The 17,162-nt window shown below is 66.1% G+C and carries 14 protein-coding genes and 1 pseudogene; 3 read left to right on the forward strand and 12 right to left on the reverse strand.

Going from position 1 to position 17,162, the window contains the following annotated elements; genetic code table 11:
* Window positions 1-13: 13 nt before the first annotated feature.
* The 6 genes and pseudogenes from VFO25_10140 to VFO25_10165 all read right to left on the reverse strand — a co-directional run bounded on the left by VFO25_10140 (window position 14) and on the right by VFO25_10165 (window position 8,401).
* On the reverse strand, window positions 14-1,315 hold the full coding sequence (locus VFO25_10140) for a pitrilysin family protein (GenBank protein HET9343260.1): 1,302 nt from the start codon (window positions 1,313-1,315) through the stop codon (window positions 14-16).
* Window positions 1,316-2,007: 692 nt separating this feature from the next.
* Entirely contained in the window at window positions 2,008-3,336 is a 1,329-nt protein-coding gene (locus VFO25_10145; protein HET9343261.1) for a tetratricopeptide repeat protein, read from the reverse strand.
* A 14-nt stretch (window positions 3,337-3,350) separates the two neighbouring features.
* Window positions 3,351-4,727: pseudogene (locus VFO25_10150) on the reverse strand (DUF4331 family protein).
* 28 nt (window positions 4,728-4,755) lie between these two features.
* On the reverse strand, window positions 4,756-5,583 hold the full coding sequence (locus VFO25_10155) for a hypothetical protein (protein ID HET9343262.1): 828 nt from the start codon (window positions 5,581-5,583) through the stop codon (window positions 4,756-4,758).
* On the reverse strand, window positions 5,580-7,115 hold the full coding sequence (locus VFO25_10160) for a hypothetical protein (GenBank protein HET9343263.1): 1,536 nt from the start codon (window positions 7,113-7,115) through the stop codon (window positions 5,580-5,582). Before VFO25_10160 ends, VFO25_10155 begins: the two co-directional genes overlap by 4 nt.
* Before the next feature lie 83 nt (window positions 7,116-7,198).
* Window positions 7,199-8,401, reverse strand: coding sequence for a DUF4331 family protein (locus VFO25_10165; GenBank protein HET9343264.1), 1,203 nt, complete (start codon window positions 8,399-8,401; stop codon window positions 7,199-7,201).
* A gap of 219 nt (window positions 8,402-8,620) precedes the next feature.
* On the opposite strand from VFO25_10165, the gene VFO25_10170 reads away from it, so the two are divergent.
* Both VFO25_10170 and VFO25_10175 read left to right on the forward strand, forming a co-directional pair.
* Window positions 8,621-9,259, forward strand: a complete 639-nt coding sequence (locus VFO25_10170) for a sigma-70 family RNA polymerase sigma factor (protein ID HET9343265.1) — start codon at window positions 8,621-8,623, stop codon at window positions 9,257-9,259.
* A complete protein-coding gene (locus VFO25_10175) occupies window positions 9,256-9,909 on the forward strand; it encodes an anti-sigma factor (GenBank protein HET9343266.1) in 654 nt (217 codons plus the stop codon). The genes VFO25_10170 and VFO25_10175 overlap by 4 nt, the downstream gene beginning before the upstream one ends.
* 119 nt (window positions 9,910-10,028) lie before the next feature.
* Here the strand turns inward: VFO25_10175 and VFO25_10180 are convergent, their stop codons facing one another.
* From VFO25_10180 to VFO25_10195, 4 genes are read right to left on the reverse strand one after another with little or no spacing between them, the layout of a single operon-like run.
* Complete coding sequence (locus tag VFO25_10180) at window positions 10,029-11,261, reverse strand: beta-ketoacyl-[acyl-carrier-protein] synthase family protein (protein HET9343267.1); 1,233 nt, start codon at window positions 11,259-11,261, stop codon at window positions 10,029-10,031.
* Entirely contained in the window at window positions 11,254-11,706 is a 453-nt protein-coding gene (locus tag VFO25_10185) for an SRPBCC family protein (protein HET9343268.1), read from the reverse strand. Before VFO25_10185 ends, VFO25_10180 begins: the two co-directional genes overlap by 8 nt.
* Complete coding sequence (locus VFO25_10190; protein HET9343269.1) at window positions 11,703-12,848, reverse strand: FAD-dependent oxidoreductase; 1,146 nt, start codon at window positions 12,846-12,848, stop codon at window positions 11,703-11,705. The genes VFO25_10185 and VFO25_10190 overlap by 4 nt, the downstream gene beginning before the upstream one ends.
* The gene (locus VFO25_10195) at window positions 12,845-13,531 is read right to left on the reverse strand and encodes a methyltransferase domain-containing protein (protein HET9343270.1); all 687 of its coding nucleotides are present in this window, start codon (window positions 13,529-13,531) and stop codon (window positions 12,845-12,847) included. Before VFO25_10195 ends, VFO25_10190 begins: the two co-directional genes overlap by 4 nt.
* A gap of 157 nt (window positions 13,532-13,688) precedes the next feature.
* Between VFO25_10195 and VFO25_10200 the strand changes: the two genes are divergently transcribed.
* A complete protein-coding gene (locus VFO25_10200; GenBank protein HET9343271.1) occupies window positions 13,689-14,006 on the forward strand; it encodes a hypothetical protein in 318 nt (105 codons plus the stop codon).
* Window position 14,007: 1 nt separating this feature from the next.
* Here the strand turns inward: VFO25_10200 and pruA are convergent, their stop codons facing one another.
* Both pruA and VFO25_10210 read right to left on the reverse strand, forming a co-directional pair.
* Window positions 14,008-15,576, reverse strand: a complete 1,569-nt coding sequence (gene pruA / locus VFO25_10205; GenBank protein HET9343272.1) for an L-glutamate gamma-semialdehyde dehydrogenase — start codon at window positions 15,574-15,576, stop codon at window positions 14,008-14,010.
* Window positions 15,577-15,590: 14 nt separating this feature from the next.
* On the reverse strand, window positions 15,591-17,129 hold the full coding sequence (locus VFO25_10210) for a PLP-dependent aminotransferase family protein (protein ID HET9343273.1): 1,539 nt from the start codon (window positions 17,127-17,129) through the stop codon (window positions 15,591-15,593).
* Between the last annotated feature and the right edge of the window lie 33 nt (window positions 17,130-17,162).

Below are 17,162 nucleotides of genomic sequence, written 5' to 3' on the forward strand. Positions count from 1 at the left end.
TATCGATGCGACGTTAGGCCCTCACCGCGTCGAGCGCTGGGCCTTCGCCGATGGCGCAGACCGCCGCGGCATCCCAGCGGATGCGTTCGCGCACGAACTCGTTGAATTGCGCGATGCCAACGCCGTCGAGCATCTCGCGCTCCCGAGCCGGCGTCACGAGCGGCTGGTCGATGAGCGTCAGCTCTGCATAACGTGCGGCGTTCGCCATCGGCCATTGCGCGCCGAGATCGATCTGCGCCGCGAGCGCTTCCTTGCCCCGCGAGAACTCGTCGGCGCTGAATCCTCGCGATGTGTCTTCTAGTAGTCGCTTCATCTCTCGCACGGCAACCCCGGCTCTATTGCGACCGACTGCGGCCATCGCGCTCATGACGCCGACGTCCGAATAGAAGTCGAGAGTCGCATAGACCTCGTACGCAAGACCCATGCGTTCCCGCATACCGTCCCATAGACGGCTGCCGTCGCCATCGCCGATCAGCACTTGCGCGAGCTGCGTCTGGAGAACCGCATCGTAGCCGTCCGGATACGACGGCGTCGTCGTCGACGCGGAGAACCACACTTGCGACGTGCCTGATCGACGAAGCACCTTCGATCGGCGTCGCTGAAGCCCGGCGGGAGCGAGTTGCGCAGCCACGCGTCGCCGCGGCGTCGCGGCGATCGCGGACGTCGTCCATCCGCCGAAGTGCCGGCGAGCAAGCGCGAGCATATCGCGCTCGCTCAGTGCACCGGCCACGCTCAACACGGCGTTGCGCGGGTGGAAATAGCGGCGATGGTATCGTCTGACCTGGTCGCGCGTGATCTCGCGGATCGTCGCGCGCTTGCCCCCTATGTCACGACCCATCGGATGTGGACCCCAAAGTGCGGCGTCTGCCAGCACCTCGATGCGCTTGCTCGGATCGTCTTCCCAATCGCGAAGCTCTTCGAGCACGACGAGGCGTTCGGTCTCGATGTCGTCGGCCGCGAAACGGGGCCGCTGTGCAACGCTTGCGATGAGCGCGAGCGCCTCGTCCGCTTTTGGCGACGGAACTGTGCCCGAGATAGCGATCGACTCTTTGCTCGTCGCCGGGTCGAAGCGGTTGCCGCAGCGTTGCATGGAAGCCGCCAGCTGTTGGCGCGAGTAGTCGTCGGTCGACTTGAAGACCAGGTGTTCGAGGAAGTGGGCGAGCCCGTTCGCACGAGGCGGGTCGTAGATGGATCCGGCCTTGACGGCCAGCGTGAAGCTGACGCTGCCGGCGCTGGGCATTGGCGCAGCGACGACGCGGAGGCCATTGCGCAGCCTGAACGAGCCGGGCGCTGGAGTTCGAAGCGGGCGGGGCATGGGGGTGGACCTTTTCCGGGGGTTTTTGAGATGGCGGAGGCTTCTATTATTCTGTCCTAGCGAGGGGTGGGTCCGTTTCGGCTAGGGACGCTCATACCATGGCTTTCCCGCGTCATGCCGGGACGTCTATCGCCCGACGTCCCGCTGTGATACGATTTTGGCATGAGACAGTTGCTTAGGGCGGCAGCCATCGCTGTCTTCGTGACCGCTACCGCGTCGGTCGCTGACGCTGGAACGACTGGCGGCATTAGCGGCCACGTGACCTGGAAGGGATCGGGCATCCCTCTAGCAGGCATCGTGGTTGAGGCTTGTTCCTTGAGCGATCTTGCGATGACGCGAACGAACGCGCGGGGCTTTTACTCGTTCGTTTCGCTCGCGCCCGACCGATACGAAGTCTACTTCCTAGTTCCGTTGCACCCCGCGATGTGGTCAGCGGTTCACGTCTCAGCAGATGCAATGACGACTCTAGACGAGCACGCCTGTCCAGGTATCTGCGAACATGTGGGGCCGCCGCCACCGCCAGCAAGACCATCGAGTAGCGCATGGACGATAGACGACTACGATGTCAAGCCCGTGCGCCATTCGTCATGCGAACTCGGCACGCAACGTTCACGCGCCGAGCTTCGCTCGGCCTACTACACTCCGAATTGGAAGGGCCGCGGCGGTCGACCGTAAAGGTCGACCGCTTCATCCTATCCAGAGCTGAGTTGAGCGAGCGTTTGTTGCGCCTGGACCGTTTGGAATGGGTTGAAGCGCGGATTGATCGCTAAGGCAAGCTCGAGGCGCTTTCGGGCTTCAACTCGATAGCGGCAGTGGAGCGCGATGATGCCGGCATGGTATTGCAGCTTGGCATCCTCCGTGCCGAGGCGAACCGCGCGCTCCGAATGCGCTCGCGCTTCCTCCCATTTGCCGGCGGCTGCAAGCGTCCAGGCGAGCGTGTCTTCCGCGTAGATGTCGTCGCGGCGCGCGAGGTCGCGGCGCGCTATCGCCACGGCGTCATCGGCACGAAGCCCGTGGTCGGCGTAGAACATCGCGATGAGCCGGTCGTTCATGCCCTGCGCGTTGCCGATGCGCTCGATCGCATAGATGAGATCGAGCGTTTGCGCAGCATCGCCACGCCTGCCGAGCGCGAGCTGCGCATCGTATTCATAGCCGAGCACTTCGGGCAGCGGATAGACTTCCGCGCCTTTCGTCGCGAACGCGAGCGCATTCGTCCAGTCGCCTTTCGCCCAGTACGCCTTGGCGAGCCCATCGTAGCCGTGCCAGTAGCCCGGGAAGATCGAGAGCGATTCCTTATAGCGCGAGATAGCCGCCTGCGTATCGCCGGCTGCGAATGCGAGCTCTCCTTGACGCCAATGCGACCAGGCTCGCGTCTCGGCGGGATTGTCGACGACCTCATCCATCCGGCGTTGCACACCATCGATGATCGTGCGCGCGGACGAGAGGTGGCCGGTCAGTTCGTCGTAGCGGGCGAGCGCGATATCCCAATTCGGATCGTCGCTGCTCGGACGTGACGTCAGCGCGTCCTTCGCAGCTGAATAATCGCCGATTTCCATGTCGATGTTGGCGACCGTCGCGCGCGCCGTGAAGCTGGACGGGACGATACGCGACGCCTCTTTCGCATAGACGAGCGCGGGCCGCATTTGATGGAAAGCGGTCAGCGCCGAGGCCATCGCCATGTCGGCGTTGATGTTGTAGCGCGGCTGGAGCGCGAGCGAGTGCTTCGCCTCGTTTTCGGCTCGGAGCAGATCGCCGACGTCCGCGCGTTCGCGATAGCGCTGGAGGTACTGTCCAGCGAGCATCGTCGCGATGATCTGGTCGCGCGAGTTGCGCTTCGTATCCGCTTCGTACGTCGCGACGAGCGCGTCGCGGTTCGCGTAGTCGGCGATGACCGGCGCGGCGGTCCAAGCCGGCGCCGGTACCACGTCGGGGGTGGATGCGCTAGCGCGCATGAACGCCGGCCATGCGACGAGCGCGGCGACGGCGATCGCCGCGACAGACCAGATGACCCGGGCGTTCATGCGTGCCTCTTCCTTTAGTATGGGGTGTTGACGTAGGGGAAGGTCGCGCTGTAGGCTTGCGCCGTTCCGACGTTGTCGGTCGTCAGGCACGGCGACTCGTGGTGGTCGTCGGGTACGACGCCGAGCGCGGCGAGTGTGTTGCCGAAGATCGCCCCGAGCGAGATGTCTATGACGTCGTCGTTGAGCCACCGGCCGCCGAACGTGTTTCCGGTGGCGCCGCCCGTCTCGACGCCGAGATACGCGCCGCATGGCGTGTTCGGCGTGCCGCAACCCGCGACGGTCTTGCTCAGATCCGCCTGCATCTCGTCGGGGGTGAGGATCGAGGCGAGCGTCGTCGAGGTCGTCGTGTCGCGTCCTGCGTCGTTCTCCATGAACGTCACGATCGAGTCGTGGAGCAGGTTGTCTTGCGTCGGTGCCGAGCGGTTCGACTGGTCGTGGTTAGAGAAGTTCTCGAACGCCTCTTTGACGGCCGGTCGCGACAGACGTTCGATCTGGACGTACGTGGACTTGTGCCCGGCCGCCGGCAGCGAAGACGACGAGGTCGTGCAGCCTGCCGCGCCGATCGCGAGGAGCGCGCCGAGCGCCGCTGCGCGGAGAGTGATCGATCCGTTATGCATCTTCATATCCTCCTAGTTGCCGCTCGTCGTGCTCGTCGTCGCCCAGACGCCGATGTGGCCGCTGCCGAGCATCGACTTCGGGACTTCGACGACGATGGCGATGACGTTGAACTGGTTCGAAGAGAGGAAGTCCTGCGACGCCGTCGTCGCGCAGCCGTGCGGATTGCCCGGCGCGAAGCCTTGGAATCCGATGCCCGGATTCGGCGGTCCAGGATTCGGTTGGTTCTGATAGTCGCGATCGGGCAGGATCTGGAAGAACCGCGCGAGATCGAAGAAGAACGGGTCCTTCGCGTCACCCGCGAACACTTTGACGCCGTTCGAGAGCGGCGTGCCGGTGCGATCGTTGAACGTCACGGTCCCGACCTTGGTGACGAGCTTCGATGTCGTGCCGGTCAGCACCGGAGCCGACGGCCCGTAGACCTCGATCGACTGACCCGTACCCGAGTGCTTCGCCTTGAGCTGCAGCACCTGGTCCTCGATGCCGTCGCCGTTCGTGTCGATCTTGAGCTGATAGAGCACGGCCGGATCGAGCGCATCGGCGCCGAGGTTCGCGTGCGAGATGAGCGGGAAGACGTCCATCTGAAGCACGACATTGCTCGAGTTGTCCGGCGCCTGATAGACGAAGACGTCGGTGATGTCGGCTCCCGGGCGGTTGACGACGGTCATCGAATCCTGATGATCGGAGCCTGCCGCCGGATGAGCCAGATAGATGAAGACCGCGCCGGACAGAGCGATGATGGTCGCCGCAACGCCGGCAAGACGCGCTGGTCTCATTTGGGTTTCCTCCTTGTGCCGGACGCCGCTACGCGACGGCCGTCGGGTGAGTAGCCGCGCTCGCAACCGGTGTCGAACGCACGCTAGCGTACGTCCAGACGAAGACGGCGAGCAACGAAGAGACGAGAATGCCGCTCACGGCGATGTCGGGCACCGGCGATCGCCAGCCGAGCGTTTGCGCCAGCTCGTAGCCGCCGACCAAGAGCGCGAGCCCCGTGACCGCCACGATCCAGACGCGAGTCGCGCGAACGGTCTCTAGAGCCGGTCGTGCGCACAGTTTGTGTACGAGCATGCTGTCAAGCGTGTCCGTGACGGCCATGCCGAGCGAGAAGATGACTCCGATGAGCGCGGCGATGATGATGCCGCCGCCGGCGGAGAACGCGAGCGCGTACGTCGCGATCTGGCTCGACGTGTCGAAGCCGAGGCCGAAGAGCAAACCGACTGGGATGGCGGCAAGCGGACTCGTCGCCGCGCGAAGGGCGCGCGGGATGAGCGCCGACTTGACGCCTGCGGGAGCCGTCGCGCCGATCTGCAGTTGGCGCAGGTTGAAAGCGGCGATCAGGAAGAGCGTCACGATGCTGACCCACGTCCCGGCCGTCTCGATGAGAGCACCATGGATGGCGATCTTGCTGCCGAGCAATCCGGCGAGCATCGCGATCGCGAGCACCATGATCGAGTGGCCGCCCGCGAACAGCGTGCCTGCGAAGCGGCTCCACTTCGATCGCGCGCCGATCGCGTTACGCGTCAGGTTGTCGATGGCAGCGAGGTGGTCGGGATCGGCGCCGTGACGCAGCCCGAGGGCGAAGACCGTGAACGCGCTCGTCGCAAAGCCGGCCGTGAGAAGAGTCGGCGTCATGAAGCAGCTCCTTGTCGATGCGAGCGCGCGTGCGCATGCGAGTGGCCCGGCGCTAGCGCGAACGTCGCGACTCCGGCGAGCGCGAGCAGCGTCACGACGACCGGTGATGCTTCGATGAGCCCGGCTTGCGCGCTCTGGCCGAGCATGACCGCGCCGATGATGGCGATGACGCAAGCGGAGACGAGCGGCGCAAATGCGGCGGCTTTGTCGAAAAGCGGTCTGCGCGAGATCCACGCCGCGCCGCGGACGAGCGCGATGCCGAGCCCGGTGAGGACCGCGGCCAGACCGATCGAGAACGCGACGACGACCGCGACGCCGTAGCCGATCTCGTGAAGCGCAAGCGCGGCGAGCATGACGACGAGCGCCGCCGGACACGGCGCGATATTTCCAGTCATCGCCGCGAGCATCACACCGCGGAACGATAGCGGCGCGTCGCCGCTCGCGCCGAGCGAATGATCGTGCGAATGATCGTGGCTGTGATGGTGATGATCGTCGTGATCATGACCGTGAGCGACGGCGCGCCGCGCTCGGACGTAACGCGCGAGACTCGACGCCCCAAGACTCGCGACGACGAGCCCTGACGCGAACGTGATCCACGGATAGATCGCCTCGGGAACGATCCAGCGCGCCGCGAACAGAAGCGCGACGCCCAGCAGCAGCACGCCGGCGGTGTGCGCGATCGTCAGGCCGGTCGCGAGCAGCAGCGCTTGCTTCGGCGTGGCACGCGCGCCGACGAGCGAGACCGCGAGCAGCGTCTTGCCGTGACCGGGCTCGAGCGCGTGCAAAGCGCCGAGCCCGATCGCCGCGAGGAGGGTCAAGAGTACGACGAGCGGGCTCGACGCGCCGCGTGCGAGCATGTCGGAGAGCGCGTTGGAGCGGAATTGCGACGGCTGATTCGACGGAAACGTCAGCGCGGTCGAGCTCGCGCCGGCAGTCACGCGCTCGACGCCGCCGGTGAAATCGATGGCGACCGACGTCAGATCGCGCGGCGAGCCGAGCTGCGCGCTCGGATAGTGGCGTAACTCGTCCGTGGGCTCGGTCGCAGGCGCGACGACGACGTCCTTCCAGCCGATCCGGTCCGGAAATGAATCGTCGCTGATCGTGATGCGTGTCGGCGGCGTCGCGATCCGTGCGTGGAAATCTTCGACCCAATAGAGCGTCGGCAACCCGCCTGCCCCTGGCCGTGTGCTGACGCTTGGTTCTTGCGCCGATAGCGCGAGACGCCGGCCATCGGCGTCGACGTCGAGCGACGGCTCGATGATGCCGATCTCATCGTGCGCCCAAGCGCGCAGCTGCGCGGCGTCCATCGATCCGTTCGATGTGCGCGCCCGCATCGTCTGGAATGTCGGGATCTCCGCCATGTCGAGGATGTAGCGCAGATGCAGCTCGTTCGAACGGGCGTCGACCTTGACGAGATGGTTGATCGTGAAGTTGCCGAGCGGATGCGCGCTTGCGGAAGCCGCGTTGGCGGCGATCAGCGCGCCGACGCATGCGACCAGCATCCCCGTCATCCAAGCCGACCGATATCTCACGCTTTCGTCTCCAAACAGAATAGGAATCGATGGTGGCGGCCGGAGGCATACGCAGCATCCGGCCGCCGGTGGGCATGCGCCGTCTAGTAGGGCGCGTTGAGGTACGGGAACGTCTTGCCGTAGGTCTGATGCGGTCCCACGTGGTCGCTCTCGAGCGCCGGCGACTCTTTGCCATCGTCGGGTGCGAGTTTGAGCGCGGGGATCGTATTGCCGAAGATCGCTCCGAGCGAGATGTCGATGATGTCGTCGTTCAGACCGCGGCCGCCGAACTTGCTGCCGGTCGCGCCGCCGGTCTCCACGCCGAGATACGCGGCGGGAGCGCCGGTCTGCGACAGATCAGCCGAGATCTCGTCCGGGATGAGCACCGCCTTCAAGACATTGGCGATGGCGGGCGAGCGTCCGGCGACGGTCGTCGTGAATGTGTAGATGTCGTTTGGAAGAAGCGGATCGTCGATCGGCGTACTTCGGTTCGTGCGATCGTGACTGTCGTACGCTTCGAACGCTTCCTTGACCGCGGGTCGTCCGAGCCGCTCGATCTGCGTCCACGGACCGCCGTTCGAGCTCGTGCTTGTCGTCGCCCATAGATTGATCTTGCCGGGCGAACCGCCGTCGGGCGCGAGCATCGTGCGCGGCAGCTCGACGACGAGCGACAGCACGTTGAACTTGTTCGACGACAAGAAGTCGACACCGGGATTGTTGAAGCCGGTCGCGGTGGGCGCGGGCGCCTTGGCGCCCGGCGCGTGGCCGGCGCGATCGGGGATGATCTTGAAGAACTGCGCGAGATCGAAGAAGAACGGGTCCTTGCGCGGTCCGGCGAAGATCTTCATGCCGTCGTCGAGCGTCGCAGGCTTATCGTAGGCGATGCTACCGCTCTTCGTGACCCACATCGAAGTCGTGCCGGTCTGCGACGGCTTCGCCGGACCGTAGACGTCGATCTTCTGGTCGGCGCCCATACCTTCGGCCTTGAACTGGATGACCTGATCCTCGACGTGATCGCCCGTGTTGTCGATCTTCAACTGGTACATGACGCCGGGATCGAAGAACGTCGAAGGACCCTGACCGGCGGGGATGACGGGATGCACGTCCATGACGAGCACGACGTTCGAATCGTTGTCTGGAGCTGGAAATGCGTAGACGTCGGTGATGTCCGCACCTGGGCGAGCAGCCGTCGTCGGGGAATCGAGATGATCGGACCCGCGCGACGCGTGCGCCCCGTACAGGGTCAACGCGCCCACGAGAAGTGCGACCGCCGCCGCTGCGGCGACGCCCATGAGTCGCTGCGTCAAGTTCGTGTGCCTCCGTTGGTTGGCGGCGATTTTGCGTACGGTCGCCGCCGGTGATCGAAAAGCCGGCGATTCATGGGTGCAACGAGCGATGGTGCTTACCGGATGAGTCTTGCGAGGGCCGGATCACAAGACCACGACGCGGTGATACGAGCGGCGGTCCCACGCGTTAGAGCGGTAGGACCACGACTATGACGATGACGAGGGAGGACGAAGCGCCCGATGCTCGCCTGGCCCGTGCCGTGCACGTGGGAGGTCATGTCGAAGTTCGCGCCGCGACGGCGCGAGCAAGGCCTCGATTTTTGCGAGCGCGAATGGGCGGCGCACATGCAGGACGACGTGCTCATGCGGCGCGTGACGGCCAGCGATCACGACGCGTTCGCGGCGCTATATGACCGGCACGCGGCGCTCGTCTACGGTATCGCGCGGCGGATGCTCTCGGATACGGCGCAGGCGGAAGACGTCGCGCAGTCGGTCTTCCTCCAGTTGTGGGTGCGCCCCGAGCTCTACCGCGGCGGCAATCTCGCCGCGTGGCTCGCACGAGTCGCTCGCAACGCGTGCATAGATATCTTACGCAGTTCGGCCGTGAGGCTGCGCGAGCCCGAGCTTCCTGCCGACGTCGAGGCTGATTCGTCGGTCGACGAAGAGGTCTTCGCAGGTTTGCGCGCGGAGGCGCTCACCGCAGCGCTCGACAGCTTGCCAACGGAACAGCGCACCGCGATCGAGCAGGCGTATTTCTCCGGCCTCTCCTATCGAGAGGTCGCGGAGCGGTCGGGCGAGCCGCTCGGAACGGTGAAGAGCCGGATCCGCATGGGCCTCAAGCGCTTGTGGGAGACATTGCGAGAGAAGGTGCCGTCGTGATCCGCGGCCACGATGAGTCCATGCTCGAGCTCGCCGCGCTTCGCGCGATCGGCGCGCTTGAGCACGACGAAGCGGCGATCATCGACCGTCATCTCGCCGAGTGCGAGCAGTGCCGGTCCGAGTACGCGCGCTCGAGAGCGGCAGGTGCCGCACTCGCGTTCTCGACGGCGACGCCGCCGCCGCCCGAACTTCGGCATCGAGTGCTCAGTCGCGCCGCGAGAATCACGCGCGTGCGCCGCTGGTATCAGCAGACGTCGTGGCGCGCAGCGGCAGCCGCGGCGGTCGTCGTCATCGCGGCCGGTACGTGGTTCGCGACGCACAAGCAACAGCCCGAACAGCGATGGGCCGCGCACTGCACCGCGGCTGCGGCGGCCGATTGCGGCGATCTCGTCGCGAGCGGCGGCGTGCTCCGGCTCGACGCGCGCGGGCTTGCGACGCCGCCCTCCGGCAAGGTCTACCAGGCGTGGGTCATCCCGCCGAAGCAAAACCCGATTCCCGAGCCGACGTTCTCGGTCGATTCGAGCGGCGCCGGGACCGTCGCCATAGATGCCGCGCCCGCGAAGGGCGACATCGTCGCGGTGACGCTCGAACCTGCCGGCGGCTCCAAGCAGCCGACCTCGAAGCCGCTCATCGTCGCGACGATCCAGTGAAACGAGAGACGGGGGGAGCCCGCCGAGCTGCGCTCGGCATACCACATGCTCGTATTAATGCGGAAGGGCCGCGGCGGTCGAGATGAATCTCGACCGCTCCCTGAGACCGCCTACTACATCTAGGCGGCGCGGAGGACGATCGCCGCGTTCAAGCCGCCGAACCCGAAGCTGTTCGACATGACGACGCGTTGCTTCAATGCCATCGGCGTCTCCGGCGAGTAGCGCAGATCGCAGCCGTCGCCCGGCGTCTCGAGGTTGATCGTCGGCGCGACGAGCGCGTCGCGGATCCCAAGCACGCACATCGCGATCTCGACCGCGCCGGTGGCGCCGAGCGCGTGGCCGGTCATCCCCTTCGTCCCCGATACGACGATCTTGTCGGCCGCAGCGCCGAGCGCGGCGCGGATCGCGCGGCTTTCGGTCGCGTCGTTGAGCGGCGTCGACGAACCGTGCGCGCTCACGTGATCGACCTCCGACGGGTCGACGTCGCCGTCGCGCAGCGCAAGCGTCATCGCGCGCGACGCCTCGCGGCCATCTTCGCGCGGCGCGACCATGCTTTGACCATCGTTCGTCAGCGCGTAGCCGACGATCTCGCCATACGGGGTAACGCCTCGCCGCACGACGTCTGCCTCGCATTCGAGCAATAACAGACCCGCGGCTTCCGCCATGACGAACCCGTCGCGGGCCGCGTCGAACGGGCGGCTTGCGGTCGCGGGATCGCCGTTGCGCGTCGACATCGAGCGGATGACGTCGAACGCGTCGAAGATGAGCGGCGTCAGCGGTACCTCGACGCCGCCGGCGAGCGCCGTGCGGCACAGGCCGCTTCGAATCGCGCGGAACGCATCGCCGATCGCGACCGCGCCAGCCGCGCACGAATTCGAGTTGGAGATCGTCGGGCCGTGCAGCCCGAAGTGGATCGCGACGTTGCAGCACGCCGCCGCCGGGAAGACGCTCAAGGCGAGGATCGGGCTGATGGCCCTCGGACCCTTCTCGTAATAGCTCTTGAACTCGCCTTCGGCGAACGCCGCGCCGCCGAGCGCGCTGCCGATCCAAACGCCGAAGTCGCCGTCGTCGCCTTGCGGCGTGTAGTTCGCGTCGTCGAACGCCATCTGGGCCGCTGCGATCGCGAACTGGCTGTAGCGGTCGGTGCGCTGCGTCTCGCGGCGCGACAGCAACGCCGATGGATCGAAGTCGTCGACTTGCCCGGCGACTTGCGAGCGGAACAGCGATGCGTCGAAACGGTCGATCGCCCGCACACCACGGCGGCCGCCGAGCGTTCCACGCCACATCTCGTTCCTGCCCGATCCGATCGGCGTGATCGCGCCGATGCCCGTTATGAAGACCCGATTAGCCATTGCGCTCCTCCGCGAGCTGCTTCATGCGTGCGAGCGTCCGGCCCGCGATCGATTGGATGAAGAAATAGCCGACGATCCGGTGGCCGAACCAGCCGCGCAGCATCGGCCGCACGTGCTCGTCGAGATCGTGAGCGATCGTCACGCGCGTTCCGCCGGGGCAAGGCGCGAACGTCCACGCGACCGACATGCCTTTCGTCCACCCGGACAAGTGTTTGAATTCGATGCGCGGCGTCGACGGATCGAGCGTCTGCAGCGCGGTCCATCGCACCGGGATCCAATCTCGGCGCGCCGCCATCTCGACCTCGCGTTCACGCCCGTTCTCGCGAAGCACCTTCACCCAGCGGTAGTGCGGGAGTATCGCCGGCCACGCCGCCACGTCCTGTGCGAGCTCGTAGATCTTCTGCGCCGGCGCCGCGACGTCGACCGAGCGTTCGAGGTGCATCATGCGATGAGACCGATGAGCGCGCGCGGATTGAGCGCCGTCCGCGCCGGCACCGCGCCGGCGAGCGCCGCGAGCACCGATTCGGCGTGCCCGGGATCGCGGCGGATCGCTCGTTCGGCTCGATCGCGCAGCGGCCGGATTCGGATGACTGCATCGACCGCCGCGGCGAGCATCGTCCGAGGCCGCACCGCGCTCGCTCGCGCGGCGGCGAAATCGCGCCCTATGGTCGAAGACCGCGCACCGCGCAGAAACGCGTCTGCTGCAGTGACGACCGACGACGACGTCTCGAGCGCGATCGCCATGCCCTGACCGACGAACGGATCGAGCAGACCGGCCGCGTCGCCGACGAGCAGCACGCGATCGCGCGCGGCGACGTCGGCCGCATAGCGAAGCGGACCGACAGCGACGCGCCGCTCGAGCTTGTCTTCTTCGAAACGGCATTTGCCTTTCGTCAATTCGACGACCGTCCGATCGGCATCGCTGCCGCGCCGCGCTTCCGGCATGACGAGCATCGAGTTCGCCTTGCCGTTGCCGAGCGGGTTTCGCGCATAGTAGCCTCCAGGACCGACGAACATCTCAAGCGCGTCTTCATCCTTTTGTCCGGTCAGATGGCCGCCGACGGCCCACCGACCGCCGCGCCGGTGACGCCGCGCCATGCCTGCTCGCTGCGCGACCGTCGAAAACGCGCCGTCGGCGCCGACGAGAACGCGACACTCGATCGTCCGGTTCGCGCCGTCGCGATCGCGATACGAAACGACGAGCCGGTCGCGCGATCCTTCGACGTCGAGGAACGCGCCGCCGATCGACGTCGCGCCTGCGCCGCAGGCCGCTTCGAGCAGGATCTCGTCGAAACGGCTTCGTGGGATCGACAGCGCTCCGCGATCCGGCAAGCGCAGCCGCACGGGCTGCGTGCCAAAACCGGAGAGCGCGATAGTGCGCAGCGGAAATGCTTCTGCCGCCATCGCGTCGAGCAGGCCGAGCTCGGCGAGCGCGTTGCAGGCGCCGGGGCTCACATATTCGCCGCACACTTTCGTGCGCGGGAACTGCGCGCGCTCGAGAACGGTGACCTCGAAGCCGGCGCGGGCGAGACGCAGTGCCGACGACGAACCCGCGGGGCCGCCGCCGACGATGAGGACGTCGGTCACGCCGCGCCTCCGACGAGCGCCATGCGGTAGCCGGGATACTTGCGGACATCGACTCGTGTCCAGCCCGCGTTTCGAGCGAGCGCCGATGCCTCTTGCGGTGTGTACGCGCGCAGCACCGACATCGGTCCATCCGCGAGCGTGAACTTATTGCGCGTGAACAGCGGGAACGCGTACTTCGCGAACGCGTACGCGAGCATGCTGCGCCTAAGATCGTTGACGATGACGGTCTTCGCGACGCGCGCGAGCTCGCGAAGGACGGCGACGGCGGCGTCGCCGTCGAAGTGATGGAATGCGAGCACGATCGTCGCAAGGTCGAAACTCTTATCGGCGAAAGGCAACGAGGTAGCGTCCGCTTGTTGGAGACGGATATCGTCTCGACCCGACACGCGTCCGGCTGCGATGGCGAGCACTTTCGGCGACCGGTCGACCGCGACGCACGTCGCCGCGACGCCGCGGCTGCGGAGATGGTCGAGCATGAAGGCAGGCAAGTCCGCGCCGCCGGTCGCGACGTCGATGATGGTACGCGGAGGAGGGTCGATGCGGTCGATCTCGAGGCGCAGGCTGCGCCGCCCGCCGAGCAGCCTATTGACCCGAGCGAGGTCGTGCAAGCTCCCGCGCCAGAGGGCGTCGTCGCCGCTCGTCGTGTCGTCGTCCATCAATTCGCGGGCGATCAGGCGCGGCATCGTCCTCGCATTCTAGAGCAGGGTGATGAAAAACACCTTAGCACGAAGGAGGCGGCCTTCCCGTCGGAATGCCCGTTTAGTGCAAGCGGTGTCACTTCTAAGCGATTGGGTTGTTGGGTATCATGGGTGGCACGCCGACTCGTAGACCTTCGCATAGGTGAGCAATTTGAACGAAGCGTCCCACGCGAACCAGCCCCAGCCCCAGCCGCAAGGTTTCGATCCGATCCAGTTCACCGTGACGCGGCCGCTCGCTTCTCCGAACGAGCTCGCCGTCGCTTTCGGTCAGCTGATCGACGGCATCGCCGACATCAGCGGCACTTCGGTCGAGCGCATCATCACGCCGGGTCTCAGCGCGATCACGATCTCGTGGCTCAACCGTTCGGTTCCGTCGGACGAGTGGCTCGGCGACGTCGAAAGCCAACTGCGTTCATTCGCCGCATGCACCGGCGTCGAGGTCCACTTCCGCCGGCGCTAAGTCAGCCGGTCTTCTCGCTGACGCTCTTGGCCTGCAGGAACAGCAGCAGGTAGTCCGGACCGCCCGCTTTCGAATCCGTTCCCGACATGTTGAATCCGCCGAACGGGTGAACGCCGACGAGTGCGCCGGTGCTCTTCCTATTGAAGTAGAGATTGCCGACGTGGAACTCGTCGCGCGCGCGCTCGAGCTTCGCGCGGTCCTTCGAATATACGGAACCGGTCAACCCGAACTCGGTGTTGTTCGCGATGGCGAGCGCGTCGTCGTAGTCCTTCGCCTTGATGACGGCGAGCACGGGACCGAAGATCTCTTCCTGCGCGAGCTTGCCGTCGGGCGGAACGTCGACGAATATCGTCGGCTCGACGAAGTAACCGTCGCTGCCGACGCGCTCGCCGCCGTAGGCGAGCTTCCCCTCAGCTTTGCCGGCCTCGATGTACTCCTGGATCTTCTTCATCGACGACTCGTTGATGACCGGTCCCATCCCTTTGTCCGGACTGGTCGTGTCGCCGACCGTGATCTTGTCGGTCCGCTCGACGAGCCGCTTCACGAACTCGTCGTACACGGGCGCCTCGACGATCGCGCGCGAGCACGCCGAACACTTCTGGCCCTGATAACCGAACGCGGCCTGCGCGACCCCTTCGACCGCTGCCGCTAAGTCGGCGTCGGCCGAGACGATGATGCCGTCTTTGCCGCCCATCTCCGCGACGACGCGTTTGATCCATATCTGCCCCGGCTGTGTCTCCGCCGCCAGTCGGTTGACGTGCAGTCCGACGTCTTTGCTGCCGGTAAACGATATGAAGCGCGTGCGCGGGTGCTTGACGAGTTCGTCGCCGATCGCGCCACCCGAACCAGTTACGAGGCTGACGACGTCCGCCGGAAGTCCGGCGTCGACGAGCAGATCGACGAACCTCGCCGCGATGACGGGCGAGTCGCTCGACGGCTTGAGCACGACGGTGTTGCCGGTGACGATCGCCGCTCCGGTCATGCCGACCATGATCGCGAACGCGAAGTTCCATGGCGGGATCACGACGCCGGCGCCGAGCGGGATGTAGCGCATCTCGTTTCGCTCGCCTTCGAACGGCGTGATCGGGTGCGGCTGCGCGTAGCGAAGCATCTCGCGGCCGTAATATTCGAGGAAATCGATGCCCTCGGCGACGTCGCCGTCCGCCTCGACCCAGGTCTTGCCCACCTCGAGGACGAGCAACGCGTCGAATTCGTAGCGCCGCTTGCGCACCGCCTCCGCGGCGCGGAAAAGCACATCGGCGCGCTTTTCGGCCGGCGTCTTCGACCACCGCCGGAAAGCGCGATCGGCGGCTTCGATGGCGGCGCGCGCTTGATCGGGAGTCGCGGACTGCGCCATGCCGATGATTTCGGACGGCCGCGCCGGATTGTGTGAGGCGAACTGTTTGCCGCCTTTGACTTTCTTGCCGTCGATGACGAGGTCGTACACGGTGCCGAACATCTTGCGCTCGGCCTCGATCGCGGCGGACATCGCCTCGCGCGAAGCGGGATCGGCGAACGTCTTCACAGGCTCGTTGCGGAATTCACTGACTTTCTCAAGGACGGTAGACATGTCTCTCCTCGTGGTCACACGGCTGCTGCCGCGACGTCCGTCCGGCGCGCTTTCTTGCGCGCGGATGCGTAATGCCTGATCGCGCGGCCGAGCCGCGCCATCGCTTCCCCGGCGAGATTCTCGGGCAGGGTCCCGAACGACAGGCGCAGCGTGTTGTTCGCCGGCATCGTCGGATAGAACGGCGTTCCCGGCAGAAAGAGCACTCCCTCTTGCGCTGCGTATCCGAACAGCTCGAGCGACGACCAATCCCGCGGCAGTTCAACCCAAACGTTGACGCCGCCGCGCGGCGCTATCGCTCTTGCCCCGTCCGGCAGGACGCCGGCGAGCGCCGTCATGAGCGCGTCGCGGCGTCGCCGGTAGAGAAAGCGCGTCGTGCGGAGATGCCGCGCCGACGCTTTCGACTCGATGAACCGGACGAGCGCGCGCTGTGCGACCGTCGTCGTGAACGTGTCGGCGCGCAGCTTTGCGGCGACGAGCTCCTGCATCGCGTGTCCGCGCGCGGCGATGTAGCCGATGCGCAAACTCGGGAACAGCAGCTTCGACAGGCTCTCGATGAGGACGACGCGCCCGTCGGTGTCGCTCGCGAGTAGCGGGGGCGGCGCTTCGCCCTCGTACGAAAGCAGCCACGACGTCTGGTCTTCGACGATCGTGAGCTTCGCCGCACGTGCGACGTCGAGCACCGCGCGATGACGCGAGCGCGCGAGGAACGAGCCGCTCGGGTTTTGCGACGCAGTGTTCAAGTACATGAGACGCGGCGAAAATCGTCGCACGGCCTGGGCGATCGAATCGGGCAGCGCACCGTCGGCGTCGCCGGCGAGGTTCACCCACGAAACGCGCTTCTGATCGAACACCTCGAGCGCCGAGAAATACGTCGGGGCCTCCGCAGCGGCGAAGTCGCCGAGGTCGAGGAACGTCTCCGCGACGAGGCTGAGCGCTTGCTGCGCGCCGCTGACGACGAGGATATCGTCGGCGCTGACGTCGGCTCCGCGCGCGCGCAAGCGGGCGGCGAAGATCTCGCGCAGCGCCGGATCGCCGCGGTCGGCGCGATATTGGTGGATCTCGGGCGGATCGTCGAGGAACGTTCGCGCGTAGCAGCGCGCGAAATCCGCGAGCGGATATGTCTCCGGCGCGGTGTGACCGTTCGAAAGCGCGATCGTCCCCGGTCGGAACGACGAGCGGAGCAGATGCATCGCGGCGACGCGGCGCGTCTGCGCGCTATAGCGCGACAGCGCGGAATCCCATTGATCGTCTTGGCGCGACGTCGCGGGCCGCGGTGCCTCGATCGTTTCGACGGCATCGGAATCGAAGGAGACGAACGTGCCGCGTCCGGTCCGCGACTCGACGAGGCCTTCGGCCGATAGCGCCTCGTAGGCTTGGCTCGCGGTGACGAGCGCCACCGCATGCCGCTTCGCGAGCTCCCGCAGCGGCGGCAAGCGGGTCCCGAGCGGGAGCGCCCCGTTGCGGATCTGCTGTGCGATGCCCTCGGCGAGCTGCTGATAGAGCGGACGCCTATCGCGGCTGTGGAACTGGATCTGGGTCAAGGTAGCCGGCATTGATATGCTTGTCCTTACTCAATAGATAGGTAC

It is taken from the genome of Candidatus Eremiobacteraceae bacterium (assembly GCA_035710745.1).
Lineage (GTDB): Bacteria > Vulcanimicrobiota > Vulcanimicrobiia > Eremiobacterales > Eremiobacteraceae > JANWLL01.

Excerpts from the sequence above, each read along its gene's own strand:
- VFO25_10195 (HET9343270.1), bottom strand. The coding sequence starts at position 13,531 with ATGCCGCGCCTGATCGCCCGCGAATTGATGGACGACGACACGACGAGC.
- VFO25_10210 (HET9343273.1), bottom strand. The coding sequence starts at position 17,129 with ATGCCGGCTACCTTGACCCAGATCCAGTTCCACAGCCGCGATAGGCGT.
- VFO25_10170 (HET9343265.1), top strand. The coding sequence starts at position 8,621 with ATGCTCGCCTGGCCCGTGCCGTGCACGTGGGAGGTCATGTCGAAGTTC.
- VFO25_10185 (HET9343268.1), bottom strand. The coding sequence starts at position 11,706 with ATGATGCACCTCGAACGCTCGGTCGACGTCGCGGCGCCGGCGCAGAAG.
- VFO25_10145 (HET9343261.1), bottom strand. The coding sequence starts at position 3,336 with ATGAACGCCCGGGTCATCTGGTCTGTCGCGGCGATCGCCGTCGCCGCG.
- VFO25_10180 (HET9343267.1), bottom strand. The coding sequence starts at position 11,261 with ATGGCTAATCGGGTCTTCATAACGGGCATCGGCGCGATCACGCCGATC.
- VFO25_10140 (HET9343260.1), bottom strand. The coding sequence starts at position 1,315 with ATGCCCCGCCCGCTTCGAACTCCAGCGCCCGGCTCGTTCAGGCTGCGC.
- pruA (HET9343272.1), bottom strand. The coding sequence starts at position 15,576 with ATGTCTACCGTCCTTGAGAAAGTCAGTGAATTCCGCAACGAGCCTGTG.
- VFO25_10155 (HET9343262.1), bottom strand. The coding sequence starts at position 5,583 with ATGACGCCGACTCTTCTCACGGCCGGCTTTGCGACGAGCGCGTTCACG.